Here is a 16,798-nt window from a genome sequence, read left to right on the forward strand (position 1 = left end):
CTGTGCCCCACGGTCGGGTGGACGTCAGTAGCCCAGCATCTTCGCGAAGAAGCCCACGTGAGGATCGTCCGGGGTACCGACGAGCAACGCGCGGTCCAACAGGATGTTGTTGTGCTCGCAACTCGTCTCCGGGAGCATCACACAGGCGTGGCAGGCAGCGAGGTTGGTTCCGCCGGTGCCGGATGCCTCGGACTCGATGCAGAGCGGGTCGGAGGAGCACCATTCGGCTCTGCGGACGGCGGAACGGATCGTCTGGTCGAGGCGATCAGGTTCGCCCTGGGCGACGAGACCGCCGAGGCTGCCCGCGGAGTCACTCGTCGCCGTGTAGGCGAGTATCCCGGCCATGTCGTCGGCCGCATACAGGCGCTCGCGCAGGGCCGCGGCCGGGTAGCCGGCCTCCAGGCTCCACTCGTTGATGAGGATGTGGGCCAGAGTGTGCAGCAGCACCATGCGAGGGGTTGCGGGGGAGGGGACGACACTGCTCGGGTCGTCAGCACGCTGCTCCAGCACCCGCTGGTGGGCCGTACGCATGCGCTCGACCCGGGCTGCCACGGCCGGAGCCTTCTCCCAGGCGCCGAGTCGATCCTCGTCCAGGCGGAGGAACACTCCCTCGCCCCGCACCTCCATGGCCGGAAGCCAGCGCAAGGGGCGTTCGGACAGGGGCATCTCCTTGGAGTCGGTGGTCGACTCGGCGTCGATGAGCCGCGTGAACGCCTTCAGGGCACGCACCTCGCGGAGCTTCTTGACCAGCATCGGGCCGGTGACACCGAGCGGGTCGAGCACGCTCTGATCACCCAGCGGGGTCTCGCAGACGAACTGCTCATCGCGGGAGTGCTCGCTCTCGTCGTTGCCCGAGCGGAGACGCTCGTACTCCTTGTTGCGCAGGGCGCGGTAGCGGTGGTCGAAGGTGGGTGCCGCTTCACCGTCGGGGTCCTCCTCGCGTTCCGCATCGAGGAGCGCCATCACCTCGTCCAGCGGTACGGGGCACTTTCCCTTGAACACGCCCTTGAGGTAGATCTCGACGTGATCTCGCTCGTCGTACTCACGGAGCGCGTCCCAGTGTTCGGCGAGCGGATCCGCGCGGCCGTCGCTCCACGGTGGGATGGAGAGCGCCGACTTCAGCACCGGCTGCCACACCGCCGAAGAACCGCGTTGGAGGGTGCGTTGGAGGAGTCCGCACTCCTGAGCGGGCGCGGACGCACCGAGCCACGGGCGGGGGCCGCGGCACTTGAGCCCCAGATCCTTCAGTGCGTTCCTGCGGAATGAGCCCTCCATCGAGACCTCGGGCGCCTGCCCACAGGTGCAGGAGACGAGGATGGAGCGGAGCGAGGCGGTATGCCCGGACGTACGCAATTTGAGCTTCCCCCCGCACTGTGCCGTCGTCGAGGCACCGCGGTCTTTGGAGCGGTGCACCCACTGCCAGTACGGGAACTCACCGAGGTGCCCGGCCTCGCAGGCGACGATGAAACGGGAGGGGACGAGGTCGACCTCGCAGGTGCCGCAGACGCTTCGACCGGCGGGCGAGTTGAAGTCACGGTGTCGCTGCAGGTCGTTGCAGTCGGGGCAGGAGTGCATCAAGGGGAACCGGCGGACCCGGATACCGTCCTTGCTGGTGTCGTCGGAAGCGGGCGGCAGCCGGAAGTAGTCGACGTCGAGCAGCCGGGCCAGGCGCCGTTCGTGGATCCGCGGGGACTCACCACGGCTCCAGCTCTGCTCCGCCTCGTCCAGTCCCGAGACGACGAAGGACTCATGGTCGACGGCGATGAGAGACCCGACGCCGTACGTGGTGATCGCCTGCGCCCGGCGGACAGCTCCGCGCCGAGGAAGGTTGTGGGCGGGTGCGGCACCGTTCGTGCCGGTTCTGCGACGGCGGGCGGGGGGCGGGGTCATCGGGTTGCCTCCATGAACAGGGCTGACTCGGCGTCGACATCGCGCAGGCTCCACAGCGTGGACCACGCATCGGCGTCTTCGGACTCGTCGTCGTACGCCTTGAGGAGCGAGGGGGCGCGAGTGCTCCTCTGAGGCTCGAACAGCAGGCCGCTGTGGATGTCGGCCTCGTCGCACCACCAATCGACGAACTCGTCGAAGGCCCGGGACACGGCGTCGGTCTCCTCCGGGGTGACCGCGTTCACGCGTGCCAGGAGGATCGACTTGATGCGGCCCCGGAGCACGTGCTCGTAGGACTCGACCTGGCCGGCGCCCTCGTTGGGCCTGGCGGCGGGGATCATGATGCGGGCGAGGGCAACGATCACCGCGTGCAGACCCCGGTCGCGGGCGCGGGCGGAGAACGGTGTGACGGAGGTGGACTCGACCTCGCGGTAAAGGGCCGAGTGGAAGTGCTGGAAGCTCTCGTAGTGGGAACGGTCCCGGGATCGGGTCGAGTTGAGCATCACCGCGACCAGGCCAGGATGGGCGCGGCCGACCCGGCTGGTGGCCTGGATGTACTCGGCGGTCGTCTGCGGCTGGCCCATCACGGCCATGAGACCGAGGCGGTCCACGTCCACGCCGACGGCGATCATGTTCGTGGCCAGCAGGACGTCCACGGTGTCCTCGTCGGGCAGCCGCTTCTCGATGCCCTTGAGGCGGGTGGGGATCTCGCTGGCGTCGATACGACTCGTCAGTTCCGAGTAGTTGGCGACCGAGCGGGCCTCCACGCCCTCACGCGCGGCGAGCAGATCCAGATAGGCCATCACGTCGTCATGGACCTGGAGTTCGGCCGCCGACAGCAGTCGCAGGCTGTTGAAGTAGCCGACGAGACTCCAGTAGGCGTCGCGCACCTCGTCCCCGGTCTTCGCGTGCTTGGCCCGGTGCAACAGGGTGGCGTACGTGCGGATCAGCAGGGTGGACTGGCTGGTGCCGGGGGCCAGGAGACCGACGTAGCGACGGCTCGCCTTCTCCTCGCCCGGCGTCTCCACGGCGAACCACGAGTCTCGAGAGTCCAGACCGGCGGGCGGGAACTGCCTCACTTCGCGGGCGAACAGGTGGCGGCCCTGATCGGCGGCACGACGGATGGTCGCCGTGGAGGCGATCACCTTGGGCTGGCTGGCGAGAGCATCCACGGCGGTCTCGTAGAGGCCCGTGAGGGTCCCCAACGGGCCGGAGATCAGATGGAGTTCGTCCTGGACGATCAGTTCCGGGGGAGGGGTGCCGCCGTCCGGGTCGTCGTCGCGGTTGAAGAGCGCGGAGGTCGCGGGACGCCACGGCATCGACGCGAACTTGTCGACGGTGGCGATCACCAGCGTCGGCCGAGCGTCGTACACCGCCTCGTCGATCAGGTGGACGGGCAGGCCGTCGGCGAAGTCGCAGCCCGCGCCGGGGCATCGGACGCACATCCGCTTGGCATCCTCGTCGACTTCGTAGTTCCGAGCGTCGAGGCGGGTCCCGCACCACGGGCAGGCGTGCAACTGGACGGGATTCTCGGTGGCGAGGCGCTTGTCGAGGTTCCTCCGCAGTTCGTCGAGCTTCAAGCCTGCCACGGCCAGCGTGTTGGGGGTGGCCGAACGCCCCACCCACATCCCGACGGAGAACTCCTCATGGCCCAACTCGGGCATCCGGCGCCGCATGCGCTCCATGGCGCAGAGCAGGATCGCCGCGCGCTCGAACTGCTGAAGGGTGAGCAGCCGCAGCGTGTAGCGCATGAGGACGGTGACACCGCCGCCATCCGCACCATTGCGGATGCGACGCAGGAACGACGTGAGGGCGATCAGCCCGAGATACGCCTCCGTCTTGCCACCACCGGTCGGGAACCAGAGCAGATCGGAGACCTGTCGGTCGCGGTGCTCGGGATCGTCGATGCCGGCCAGGCACAGCAGCACGAAGGCGATCTGGAAGGGGCGCCAGCGACCGGCGGCCGGGTCGGGAACGCCGACTCGACCGCTCTTCACCCACGCGCTGCGGGCGCGCTGCTCGGCCATGGCACGGTTGGCGAGCCGGAATGCCTTCATCAGATCGGGTTTGGTCCGGAGCAATTCGATGCCCGCGCGGACGCGACCGAGCGCTTCGAGGCAGGCCTCCACCTGGTGCCGCGCAGCCATCTCGTGGGTGTCGCCCGTCAAGGCCTCCGCCTCGGCCGTCTTGCGGTCGATCCAGCGCCCGTAACCCGCGGCGAGCTCCTCCAGAGCAGCGAGAATCTCGGAGTCCGACTTTTCCGCCAGCCCCATCATGGAAAGTGCCGAGCTGTCGATCTCCGGGTTGGAGTCGGTGAGCAGCACGTCCACGGTGGGTACGAACTGGCTCCTGACCTCGGGAACGGCGGCCGGGCGGGCGTCGGTCATGCCGATCGGCGGCGGAGTCCAGTCCCATTCGGCCGCGCAGCCGTGGCCGACCGCGAAGGTCGGGGCATGGCGGTGCAGCAATCGACTCGTGGCGATCTCCGGGTCGTGGGCGGCGGCCGGGGCGGGACGCTCCACGAATGCGGTGGAGCCGTCGGCGGCCCGGACCTTCAGAGCGCACTGGAACAGGGAGAAGGCGTCCTGGAGATCGCGCTCGCCGACCTTCTGGGAGTTGATGAGCGTGACCGTGATCGTGACCGTGCCGGTGGTCGGGTCGGGACGCCGCACATTGACGTGCAACGCGGCTTCCGGAGTGAGTGCGATCGTCTTCCTCGGATCCGGCCGGGTCACGTCGATGGGCTGGTCAGGGAGGGCTAGTTCCCTGCGCCGCCACTGCTCCCGCTGGTCGGCGGTGGTACGAGCCTCCGCGCGGCGGGCGGGTACTGGCTTGCCGTCGGCATCGGTGGGCGCGTACACAGCCGCGCGGGCCGAGACCACGATCGAACCGCTTATGGCCGGATCGACCGCGAAGGTGAGGCCCATCGAGGAGGGGCGCCTGTCCCCCGCGGCGCCGACCTCCTGCGCGGTACCGGACTCCTCGACGTCCTCGCCGCGGAGCAGAGGGGCGGAGTCCAGGCCCTCCTGTTCGGCGGCGTCCTCGTCCTGCCGCTCCTTCGCCGTGCTGTCCATGGCACGCGGATACAGCACGCCGGTCAGATAGCGGTCGATCGGCGCGTCCTGGGTGAGAACCTCGCCCTGGTCGTCCGGCTCGGCGTCCTCGGAGGGGCCGAGGAGTTCACGACGGAGCCCCACCAGGAGTTCCTCGTCCCGGACCCGGTAGTGCTCGGCATGTCGGCCTGGCACCTGCGTCATGCGCCCTGCTCCTCGTGGTTGTCGGCTCTTCGGTATCGGCCGATGCCGGTGATCCGCGGGGCGATCCACACGCCTCGCTCACCGAGGCCGGCGTTCGCGCCGGCGGCTGTGCTGCCCGTCACGGTTTCCAGGCTGTCGATCCGCAGGCCGTGGATCTCGTCGGGCCACCAGGGATCCCACGTACGATTCACCTTCTGCACCTCGAACAGATCCTCCCGGAATCCGGTCGACGCCTCGCCGATCTCCCGCCCGTCGTGCACCAGGACGTAGGGCGGGCTCTGTGTCTCACCCATCGGCAGATCGTGACGCCTGCGCAGCAGCACTTCCTCGCCGGGGCGGACCTGTTCCAGGAGATACGACTGGGTGGCGACGGCGTCCCTCTCGTGGCCGGGCGGGTTGTCCCGGCAGACGTCACCGGCGTCGGCGACGATCCCGAACCTGTCGTACGACCGCCATGACCCTAGGAAACGACGGCCGTGGCGCCGGTGCCCGGCCCACTTGAAGTGCGGCAGTTCGGGCGGGGCCACGTGGTACAGGTCCTGACGGGCACGAGTCATCGCCACGTAGAGAGCTCGGGCCTCGGCCGGGAGGTCCAGCTCCTCCTCGTACCGTTTGCAGAGATCCGCGACGGTCGGTGGCGTGAGGACGATCACCCGGTCGAACTCCAGGCCCTTGGCCCGATGAACGGTCGAGACCACGATCCGGGATGTCTCCGGCTCAGCCGCCTCGTCGGGGAATCTGCCGTCGGCGACCGCGCGGCGCAGCCGGTCCAGATCGAGCACACCGCGCCCGGCTCCGCGCGCGACCCGACGCAGCACCGTCCACAGGGCGGTGGCATTCGGTTCGTACGGGAGAGAGATCTCCGAGAGGAGAGCACGGAACCGGTCCTCGGTGAGGCCGGTCGCCTCCGTGCGCCGCAGCAACTCGGCCACCCAGTGAGGTACCGGACGTTCCTCCAGCGGGCGCCGCAGCCGGTGGTCGATGCCGTGCGCGTGCAGCAGGCCGGAGACCACGAGGGCCTGCTGGTTGTCGCGGGTGAGCACGGCACATGTGTCGGAGAGGTCCCGCAGGCCGTCAAGGGTGAACTCGTCGTCCAGGCCGCCCATGCCGTTCGCCGGGTCCAGGAGCAGGTCGCGCAGTTCGTCGTAGAGCGTTTCCGCCTCGTCCGGATCGCTCAGCTGCTGGAGACGGGAGCCGTGCGCCAGCGCCACCCGGGCCTCGGCTGTGCCGGCCCGGAAGTTCCGTGTGAGGCGCAGCTCCACCAGGTCGTCGGGATAGGAGCAACGCAGCCAGTCGAAGAACCGGCCGGTCTCGTCGGCGCGTTCGCTCAGGTCCTCGATCTGGAAGCCGTAGACGGACTGGGCGGCGTCTCCGACGACGGTGAAGCCACAGCTGTCCTGGTAGCGGTCGAGCAGCGTCTCCACCAACTCGCGGCGCCCACCCAGCAGGTCCTGCACCTCGTCGATCACGACATGAGCAGGCGGGACGGCATCGCCGACGTCCAGCGCACCCTTCTCGATCGCGCGGGTCGCGGCGGCTATCCGCTCGTCGAAGCTGGCCGCTCCCCACTCGCCGTCCGGATGTGCCTGGAGGAGGACCTCGTAGGCCCACGCGTCGAACGTCCGGGCACGCACCCGGTGGGCTCGTTCCCCGTGCCGGGTGATTCGTTCACGCAGCTCTCGGGCGGCGGCGCGGGAGAAGGTGAGCACCAGGATCTCGGCGGCCTCCAGCGCCTGGTCGGGATCCTCGTGGCCACAGAGAGCGTCGAGCCTGCGCACCAGGGTGTGGGTCTTGCCCGCCCCGGCGCCCGCCGTGACCAGGACCCGCGCGTCCCAGGGCTGCTCGACCACGGCCTGTTGCTCGTCGGTGAGCGAAGGGCTGTCCTGGTAGGCGTCGGTCACTTCCGGCTCCAGAGGTGCTCGAACTCATTGAAGGCGAGGTCCGTGTCGAAGTTGGTGATGTTGTCGCTGATGTTGAGGATCAGGCAGCTTTCCTTGCCGCCGTTGCGTGGTCCGCGCAGTCCACGACCGATCATCTGCTGGTACACGTTGGTGCTGTAGACCGGCCGGGCCACCACCACGGCACGAGTGGCCGGGGCGTCGAATCCCTGGGTGAGCACACCGTAGTTGGTGAGGACCCGGATTCGTCCGTTTCGGAAGTTCTCGATGCGAGTACGACGGTCCTGCGCACTGGTCGTCGAGTCCACGGCGGCGGACCGGACACCCCGGTCGTTGAGCATGGCCGCCAGGTACTTGGCGTGGTCGACGGAGGTTGCGAAGAGCAATGTCGGCCAGTCGTCCGGCAGTTCGGCAACGCAGTCGACGATGCGCCGACTGCGCGGGTGGTCGTCGGCGAGCCGCTGTTCGGCGGAGCGGGAGAGCACGGCCATGCGATCGGCGTGCGTCTTCTCGTCCCGGGTGAGTTCGATACTGCCGCCCTCGAGGGTGCGGTGCTCGACCTGGGCGAGCATCCCCCAGTCCTGGAGGTCGCGATACGGGTCGCCCGACGGGAAGACTCCTTCGTCGAGTCGCCGATTGCCGAAGCGGCCGGCCAGACGGCGGGTCTCCTCCTCGTTGCGGTTCCGGAACGGGGTGGCGGTCAGGCCGAGGAGATGCCGGCCGGTCTCGTACTGGGTGAGTCCCAGCTGGCCGAGGATCTCGGTGTATCGCTTGGAGATGGCGGTGTGCGCCTCGTCCACGATCACCAGCGCGGCCTGACGCAGCCAGGTGTACTGGTCGGTGCCCAGGCACCGTTCCAGCTTGGCGTCGGTGGCGACCACCAGGTGCGGGTGGTCGACCACGTTCCCGACCTCGTTGGTGCTCCACAGCCGGCTGATGGTCAGCGGTCGTTCCGCGCCGACCTTGTTCCAGACGAACTTCCAGCTCTGGACGGCCTGTTCGCACAGCTCCTCGGTCTGCGCGATCCACAGCAGCGGACCCTTGAGGTCGCCGACCCGCTTCACCCAGCGGATCACGGCCTCGGCGGTGACCCGGGTCTTGCCGGCGCCCGTGGGCAGGGACAGCATGCCGCGCTGGGGGGCCAGTCGGTCGAGCATGGTGGAGATGTTCCGGACCAGGTCCTCCTGGTACTCGTGGAGGCTCGGGAAGTCCCGGGGGCCCTCGACGGTCTCGAAGGGAGGCGGGGACGGAGTCCTCGAACCGGCGAACGCGACGGGCAGTTTCATTTCCGAGACGAACGCGATGGCCGCCGACGAACCGCCGTATGCGACGGGGGCGTTCGGGAAACGCGCCTGGATGTCCCGGGCGTGCTGCTGGAGCACTCCGTCGCCGTGCGCGTTGAACGCCATCTGCGCGATCCGGCGCCCGGACGGCTCCACGCCGTCGGTCGCCTGCAGCTCGGCCTCCATCAACCCCTCGGGGAGCCCGGTCCTGAGCGCGTCCGCACCGACCAGCAGTTCGATCTTGGCCACCACGTCCTCGGCCTCGCGCACCGCCTTCTGCGCGGCCTTCAGCTCGCTGTCCCGGGCCATGCGTTCCTGGTGCTCCAGCACCGCCCGGCACCCGTCGGCGCCGAGGCCCAGGCGGAGTTCGCGGTCGATCAGGCGCAGCATCGGCTCGGGGTCCAGAGGAACTCGGACCTTGACGGTGCCGTCCTGGCGCACGGCGTCCAGGGGGGAGGCGTGCGTGCCGTTGGGTGTACGGGTGACCTCCTCCAGTTCGCCGCACCGTTGCACCATGCTGTTCCGGTTCCCGCTGTTCAGTCGCTGCCGCAGGGCGGGGAACAGCTCGACCACGGGCACGGGTTCGCCCTCCGGCACCTCGCGAGTCTCCCGGCTGATCACGTCGGCATACCGGAGCATGCCCCACTTCTCGATCATCAGCTCGGCATCGTCGGCGGTCGGCACGAGCAGCGCGGGGAGCTGCTCCGCGCGCAATGCCCGGTACTGGGCGGCTCCGACGGCGATCGTGATCTCGTCGTCGGGACGGGCGCCCCAGGCGTCGCCGATCCGGCAACGGGTCAGGGCGTCCTCGGGAAAGTCCGCGCCGAACCGCGTCAGCATCACGTAGGTGGCGCCGACGAAGGTGTCGTCCTCGCTGCGGGTCACCTCGTCGAGGAGCGCGTCCCAGCGGTCGGCCGGAACCTCGTCGACGGTGGTCGGGAGCCGTAGCCTGCGGGCCTTCTCGGGGGAGATGTCGGCGACCGGCAGCACGTCCTTGTAGCCCGCGAGTTGGGGGCCGACGGCCTCCTTCAGCGGCTTGATCCCCTGGGAGGTGGCGATCGTGCCGAACCGCCTGAGCATCCACAGGATCGGCGAGGGCACAGCCTGGCGGGTACTGGTCTGCGCGCCGATCTGACGCGTCCAGTTGCCCACCACGGCGTCGTCGGGCAACACCTTCAGGAAAGCGGCGCGGGATTCCTCGGAGAGGGCACGGAAGAGGTGGAGCGGGCCGCCTATCGCGGCGCCCTCGACCTTCATCCGGTTGAGCGAGGGGCGTGGGGCGCGACTGTCCAGGCCGCGCAGGTAGGCGGCGTGCAAGGCTTCGCGGTACTCCTCGAACCACGCCTCGCCCTCCTGGGGCTGCACCCCGCCCGACGGCCGTTCTCGCAGACCGATCTGGGCGAAGAAGGGGGTGTCGTCGGAGTGGAACGCCATGTCGACGGCGATGCTGGGGTCGCGCTTCGTGTCGACGACGGCACCCGGCAGCATGCAGTCCTCGACCGGTCGGAACCGACCGTCGGCGGTCCGCACCCGAAGCGTCGAGCGCGGAGTGACCACCCGCTCCAGGACCTTGTGGGCGAGCCGACGGACCCCGGCTTGACGGAACAGTTCCCAGAACCGCTCCCAGTCCGAGTCGCTGTAGTGGTCGAAGCCCTGATCGAGGACGCTGACGAACCGGCCGTCGACATCGGCCTCCCGGATGCCCAGGATGTTGAGCGCGTGAGCCAGTGACGGATCATGGGCGAGTTCGTCGACCACGTACACCAGGGCCTCGCGCAGTCCGCCCTGGTCGGCCCTGCGGAACACCTTGCCGTGCACAGGGGCGACGAGACCGTGCTCCTCGGTGAGCACGATGCGGGCCCTGCGGGCCTCCTCGGCATAGGGGGAGTGGGACTCGATCATGTCCGCGAGGATGCGAACAGCCACCGCCGACGCCTCGGGGGTGCCCGTCTCGACCAGGGCCTCCAGCCACGCCCGGACATCGGTCCGCCCGTGTCCGGACGCGCCGATGATGTGCTCGACCTTTCCGGAGCGCAGGGCGTCCGCCTCGGCGCTCGGGTGCAACCAGTTCGACGGGCGCCCGGGGCACTCGTTCCACATCCGCAGCCAACTGGTCAGCTTCTTCGGGTCCCTGTCCAGCCGCGGGTGGATCCGCAACTCCGTGGGGATGCGCAGGACGCCGTCCTGGTCGGGCAGGGACGGGCGGTCCGCGGTGCGGTCCCAGATCTCCCGCGTCAGGAACTCGTCGGCCCAGCTGATCGCCTCCTTGACACGGCCGGGCAGCAGGGGGAGGTAGGCGCCCGGGTCCTCGGCGGGTGCCAGGGCCGGAAGGGAGTCGACGACCAGCTTCGCCGACACCCGGATCATCTCCTGGTTGAACGGGGAGGAGTCCAGCAGATTCTGTCGGTCCTCGTTCGTCTTCCAGGCGCCGTTGAGGATGCCGCTCAGCGACATCTCGTACTTGGTCGGGAAGAAGGACCAGAACTTGCCGCGTCCCCGCGATCGAGGGCTGACGTACAGGCCGCTCTCCTGGTCCTTCTCCAGGGCGGGAACGCCCCAGGCGAGTTCGAGCGAGAGCCGGTCGTGCAGCTCTCCGGCATCCGCGCGGGCACTCGGACCGGGCTCGTGGGAGGTGGTGAACACGCGCCACCGATCGGTGGCGACGGCCTTGCCGGTCCGCTCCTCGACCACGGTGTGCAGATCGCCGGTCTGCCGGGCGGTCAGAGTCCGACGGGCCATGGGGCGGGGCCGGCGGTCCTCCAGCACGACCTTCGCGACGTGCGGCGAGAAGAGCTGGAAGCCGACCGGGAACTCCTCGCGAGGCTCGCCGTGGTCCTTGGCGCGACCGCCGTGCATGTCTCGGCCCAGCCGGTCATCCGCCTTCCGGAGCAGGGGCAGACGAACGACGGTGGTGGCCCAGTCCAACAGCTCGTTCAGGACGTGATCGGAAGCGCGCTCGGCCTGTACGTCCAGCGGGCGGGCCATCCGCAGCACCGGGGCGTCGAACTCCGGGCCGTAGCGGGCTGTCACGCCGGGAACGGCCTTGATCTGCTCGTACGACCAGGCGCGGTCGAATCCGAAACTTCCGCTGCTGCTGAAGAATTCCGGTGCGTCGGTCACCACGAGAACCGATTTGACGCCCACTCCGAAACGCCCGATCTGGCCGCCACGCTTTTTCGACATGCTCATCCGGAGGATTGTCTCCGCGCCTTCCGGGGTCACCGGATTTCCCTCGTTCGCGCAGTACAAGTGAGTTTCAGTGAGGACGACATAAACTCGCCCACCCGACTCGTCGGCCATTTCGTCCGCCGCGTTCTGAACGAGCTCGAAAAGCTGACGGTCGCCATACCCGCCCTGGGTGATACGGCGCTCGCCATTGGCGTGCTCGGCCACGAGACCGGGGTCCACGGCGTATGTCTGCAGGACACGCGAGGACTGTTCGAGAACGGTTCGAATTACAGGCGAGGACGAAGACGGCACTGCTTCTGCGCTCCTGGGGTCAAAGGTCCGGACGAAAGGGTGAACGGCCGGGCCGGCCGCCGACTTCGTCGGCCGGCCCGTGTTCGTCGTGGCGCTGGGCGTGAATTTCCACAGTGCCTTCGTGGAGCGGATGGCTCACGGTGAAGGCGTCGGTTGTTGCGAGACCGAGACTTGGGGCCCGTGACGTGCTGAATCAGGCCGGGGGAGCGGTCTCGTCCGGAACGTCCGGCAGCCCCTGGGCCACCTTCGCCAGGACGGGGAACCTGTTACTGAATGCCTCCTCGGACAGGTCGTGTTCGCGAATCATCTCCAGAACCTCGGCCTTGCTCTCCGCTGTCTTAACCGCCAGCTCGAATACGCTCGACTCCCGAAGCGAGTCCAACGATTCACTGTCCTGCTCATTCATCTAGTACACCCCTGTTTGGGTCGCATCCTGCAGCTGCACAGGGGTGTATTTGGGCACACGCCCCCCGTGTGAAAACGAAATAGACAAGTTGACGCCGTAGGTGAGGTTTCCTCCCCCTCCCCTCGAATTAAGCTAGCGGATGGAAGTCTCGTGCAGCCAGTCTTTTCTCGGAGCGGCTTTTCGGCAGAGGTCTGTGGAGGTGTCGGCTGGCCATGGGATCGGAATTTGGGCGCACCTCTCCTAAGGCCGCCCGGCTCCCGATTTCGGGTTTTGCGAGCGAGATGGGATCCCCATCGTCAACCAACGTATCCGGCATTCACTCCATCGTGCAACCCAACCCCCCGCCCCCTCAAGGGAGTTGGCCGCTCGGCTTGCGGAAGTGCCACACACGGGGAGGAGCTGGATCATTCCAGGCAAGTTGGACATTGGACTGAAGCGATCCGGGTGATCGATCTCGATCAACTGTTGGTTGACGCTTCCGTGCGTGTCAAATTACTCTCGTGATACACCCTGCGATCAGCATGGGACCCCGAGGGAAGAGCAGGCGGCGCGTGGAGACAGGTGAGGAGTTCGGGCCCTGGTTGGCCCGACAGCTCAAGCTCGCAGGGAAGACGCAGGCCGAACTGGCCGACGAGCTCAACCTGACCCGGGCCGCCGTGTCCGCGTGGATCACCGGCAGGTCGACACCCCGCCCGACCGTCATGACGGACATCGCCAAGGCCCTGGGCACGGATGTGGGTACGGTGCACACTCGCACCACCGACACCCAAGCCGGCCTCCCCGTCACCTGGTACCACCGCCCCGGCTACTCCGACGGCGGCCGTGACCTGGGCAACGCCGCCGCCTTCGCCTTCGACGCCGACGTGCAGGTCCTGGCCCGCGAGACCTGCCAGAACAGCCTCGACGAGCGGTTGACGGAGAACGGCCGCCCGGTCCGGGTCCGTTACACCCTGCACGAGCTGACCGGTGAGGCCCTCGACGCCTTCCGCGAGGTGATCCTCTGGAACGATCTCTTTCCGCACTACTCCGCCGTGTCGGAGGCCGCCGGTAACCAGAAGGTCGGCCGGGTCGTGGATGCCGGGGTGCGCGACATGTACGAGAAGGGCCGCCTGGTCCTGCTGCGTGTCGACGACTACAACGCCTCCGGGCTCATCGGCGACGACTACGCGGACGGCAAGTTCGCCGCCGTGGTCAGACGTCAGTTGGAGAGCCTCAAGTCCGGGCCCAGCGCGGGTGGTTCGTACGGCCTGGGCAAGGCGACGCTGTGGGCCACCAGCGCCCTCGGACTCGTGCTCATCAACTCCACTCTGTCCGTGCCGCACGAGGGACGTACCGAGCGACGGGTCATCGGCCGTCTCGAACTGCCCTGGCGTGAAGTGGACGGCGAGCCGTGGGCGGGCCCCGCATGGTTCGGGCGCCCAGACCCTGATTCGCCCGGTGCCATGGTGGCCCGCTCCTGGTGGGCGGACGAGGAGACCGTGGCACGCCTGCATCTGACCCGAGAGAGCGACGAACCCGGTACGTCCTTCCTCATCGTCGGCGCGCACGACGTGGCCAGCCTCGAGGGGAAGTCCGATGCCGACGACGAGTCCGTCGGTGACGAGGAGGGCGACGAGGACACGCGTGACATCCGCAAGATGCACGGCCGTCTGGTAGAGGCGCTGGGGCGTGACTTCTGGGCCGCGATGACCGGCGGCGGGAGCAGGCTCCCCCTGCTGGAGGTCTCTGTCCGTGCCCTGCGGAACGGCAAGGAGGTCGTGCCGGAGAAGCAGGTGGACCCGTTTGCCGAGCAGCCCGCCCGGACTCGTGCCCTCAAGGCGCACTACGAGGGCACCACGGTGGATCGCCTCACCGAGGCCGGGCAGGTGGCGGCGCGGAGCGTTCCGCTGAAGCTGCCGCTCTCCGGCGGCACCCACGGGACACTCGGTACGCACCAGGCGGTCCTGCTGGTCACCGAGGCCGAGGGCGACAGGGATGGGGTCGGGGGGAAGAACCAGGTGCACTCGTTGCGCGGCAACCGCATGACCGTCAAGAGGACCGTGGTCCCGAGGCTGCCGCCTGGGACCAACCCCTTCCAGGCCGTTCTGCTGGTGGGCGAGGCCGCCGGAGAAGCGGCCCCCTTCGCGAAAGAGGCCGAGGAATTCCTGCGTGCGGCGGAACCGCCCGAGCACGACCGCTGGGGACAGACGGAGGAGCTGACCCTGCGCTGGTCGCCGTCCGCATACCGCCGGATCAATGCGCTGACCGCCGAGGTCAACAGCGCGGTCCGGGAACTCGTCGGACGGCCGAAGCGTAGTAGCCGCGACGGCGGTGAGGCCGTGCGCAAGGCGTTGACCGTGAGAACGAGGCCCAAGGCCAAGGCTCCCGCCGGGCCGGTGGTTCCGGTGCTGGACAAGCTCGACGCGACGGTCGGCGATGACGGGGAATGGCGGATCACCGCCGAAGTGAGCATCCCGCGTGGCGACGAGATCGTCCCGATGGTGCCGGTCGCCCAGCTGGACGTGCGCACCGGAGGCCGCCCGAAACTGGACTGGGCGGAGCTCGTGGCAGTAGAGGGCTGCGAGGTGGAGGACGGGACCCTGCGCTTCCCGCCCGGCACGCGTCGTGCGAAGTTCCAAGGATCCACCGACGTCACCAGCCACCCGGTCAAGACGACACTCACCCGCCTCGTCGTCGAACTCCGCGCCGGCAAGGGGGAGTGACGCGTGAAGATCTACCCGTACAAGCGGCTCAACCGGCCGGTCGCGCTCAGGGTGACCTCGGTCTCCCTCAGGCTCGCCGACGGCACCCGCGACCAGCTGGAGACCACGGCGTACTCCACTCAGCAGCAGGCCGTAGCGCTCGGCATCGCGGGTCACACCGACTGGGTCAGCGCCACGATCGGCCTCTCGGCGACGCTGCCGCCCGGGGCGAACGCGCAGGACGCGCCCTGGTCCGATCTCTGTGTCCTCGCCGTGCTGACGGACGGCGAGACCAACATTCGCACCTCCGCGGAGCTCACGCGTGACGCGCCGGACGGTCGGGACTGGTCGGGATCCGTGGAAGTGCTCCGGGACGACCACCTGGGGCGCGCCTCCCTCGCCGTGTACGTCGTCGGGACCGTGGACGGAGTGAGCGGACGGTCGATCGCCGAGACCGATCGGAGCTGGATCGTCGACACGGCTTCCGACGAGCCGGTCCGTGGGCTCCAACTCGAGGTCCAGACAGCATCGTTCAAGAGAAGCTCCCGGGAGTGGCTCCAAGCCTACGCCGACGCGCCCTGGATCGTGGACGCCTCGGCCAGAGTCCCCACCGTGTTCGTGAACACCGATGTCGAGGGTGTCATCGGCCTGTTGGACAGCAACGGCTCGGGTATGGAGAGCAAGGTGCGTGACCTCCTGGTCGCCCAGATGGCCACCGATGTCTGGACCGCGGTGTTCCACGGTGCCATCGGCGATCTGGAGGTGGAACCCGGCGCCGGCCCGGTCTTCCCGACCGACTGGCAGGGCGAGGTGTTGCGGGAGATGCTCCCGGATGTCGTTCCCGGCGTCCACGTCGAGGAGGCCCTACGACAGGTCCACCGGCGGCGCACCGGCGACTCGGGCTGGGTGGAGCTCCAGACCCGTATCCACTACGCGGCGGTCCGCCGGGCCGATGCCACCAAGGCGCTCGCCCATGTCATCCGCAGTCTGGAACAGATGAATCGCGAGAGTGAGACGTGATCACGCAACCGCCCCACGTACCGGAGCGCCTGGGACTGCTCGCCACCTCGGCCGTCGATCCGTTCCTCACCGAGGAACTGCTCAAAGGCGAACAGGTCCACGGCGGAATCGATCTCGCCAAGGTCGTCGAGCCGCTCCACGAGGACGACGCCAGGTGGTGGGTCGAGCCGATCCGAAGCCTGGTGGAAGACGCCATGTTCGAGTTCCGGGAGGACCGCACCCGAGCCGACGCGTGGCTCGCACCACGACTCCACGCCACGCTGCGCCTGACGCGGCGAGAGGCTGCGGACAAACGTCTGTGGAACCACATCGCCCTGGCGGTCGCCCCCGACTACGTCGTCTGGCGTCACCGGTCGGAGCCGACGGCGAACAGGCCGGAAAGGCGCGTCGCCGCGGAGCGTTTCCGCGGCCCTGCGGACCGTCAGTGCTTCTCCCGTCTGTGGTGGGCGGCCGAACTCTTCCGGAACGGGCCGGACTATGAGCCGGTCGAGGCCGCCTGCGGAAACCAGGACCTCATCCACACCGTTCTCCGGGGTGGCCTGGTCGACCACCGCCCCACCGCCCAGGCCCTGGTCCGCCTTCTGAAGAGTGGAAAGATCACCACCGGACGAGACGTCGTCGGCCTAAGCGTCGCGATCAACGCGGCCGGGGCAACCCTGATCTATGACGTTCTCGCGCCGGACGAGCGCAGGGACCCCGTCCGTTTGCGGGACTGGATCGCAGAGGCGGAATCGGCACCACCGGTCGAGCGGTACGAACTGCCGACGGGGCCCGACGAGGATCCGGTACCAGAGGAGTCCGTGGCAGCGCTCACCAGCTACTTCGCTGAGCTTTTCGAGACCGCGCCGGTCAGGGGTAGGAAGAGCGGGGACTGACCGGGGCGCCG

The 16,798-nt window shown here is 68.7% G+C and carries 8 protein-coding genes; 3 read left to right on the plus strand and 5 right to left on the minus strand.

Annotation, left to right across the window (positions count from 1 at the left end; translation table 11 throughout):
- Window positions 1–24 precede the first annotated feature (24 nt).
- From drmB to IM697_RS06770, 5 genes are all read right to left on the minus strand, one after another.
- A complete protein-coding gene (gene drmB / locus IM697_RS06750) occupies window positions 25–1,890 on the minus strand; it encodes a DUF1998 domain-containing protein (protein WP_194045634.1) in 1,866 nt (621 codons plus the stop codon).
- The gene (locus IM697_RS06755; protein WP_194045636.1) at window positions 1,887–5,144 is read right to left on the minus strand and encodes a helicase-related protein; all 3,258 of its coding nucleotides are present in this window, start codon (window positions 5,142–5,144) and stop codon (window positions 1,887–1,889) included. Before IM697_RS06755 ends, drmB begins: the two co-directional genes overlap by 4 nt.
- Complete coding sequence (locus IM697_RS06760) at window positions 5,141–7,045, minus strand: UvrD-helicase domain-containing protein (protein WP_194045638.1); 1,905 nt, start codon at window positions 7,043–7,045, stop codon at window positions 5,141–5,143. The genes IM697_RS06755 and IM697_RS06760 overlap by 4 nt, the downstream gene beginning before the upstream one ends.
- Entirely contained in the window at window positions 7,042–11,805 is a 4,764-nt protein-coding gene (locus IM697_RS06765; protein WP_194045640.1) for a DEAD/DEAH box helicase, read from the minus strand. Before IM697_RS06765 ends, IM697_RS06760 begins: the two co-directional genes overlap by 4 nt.
- 193 nt (window positions 11,806–11,998) lie before the next feature.
- Complete coding sequence (locus tag IM697_RS06770) at window positions 11,999–12,211, minus strand: hypothetical protein (RefSeq protein WP_194045642.1); 213 nt, start codon at window positions 12,209–12,211, stop codon at window positions 11,999–12,001.
- 521 nt (window positions 12,212–12,732) lie between these two features.
- On the opposite strand from IM697_RS06770, the gene IM697_RS06775 reads away from it, so the two are divergent.
- From IM697_RS06775 to IM697_RS06785, 3 genes are read left to right on the plus strand one after another with little or no spacing between them, the layout of a single operon-like run.
- On the plus strand, window positions 12,733–14,913 hold the full coding sequence (locus IM697_RS06775; protein ID WP_194045644.1) for a helix-turn-helix transcriptional regulator: 2,181 nt from the start codon (window positions 12,733–12,735) through the stop codon (window positions 14,911–14,913).
- A gap of 3 nt (window positions 14,914–14,916) precedes the next feature.
- A complete protein-coding gene (locus tag IM697_RS06780; protein WP_194045646.1) occupies window positions 14,917–15,912 on the plus strand; it encodes a hypothetical protein in 996 nt (331 codons plus the stop codon).
- Window positions 15,909–16,787 (plus strand): DUF6339 family protein, encoded by an 879-nt coding sequence (locus IM697_RS06785; RefSeq protein ID WP_194045648.1) that lies wholly within the window; start codon window positions 15,909–15,911, stop codon window positions 16,785–16,787. Before IM697_RS06780 ends, IM697_RS06785 begins: the two co-directional genes overlap by 4 nt.
- The last annotated feature ends 11 nt before the right edge of the window (window positions 16,788–16,798 follow it).

Source organism: Streptomyces ferrugineus, assembly GCF_015160855.1.
Classification (GTDB): domain Bacteria; phylum Actinomycetota; class Actinomycetes; order Streptomycetales; family Streptomycetaceae; genus Streptomyces; species Streptomyces ferrugineus.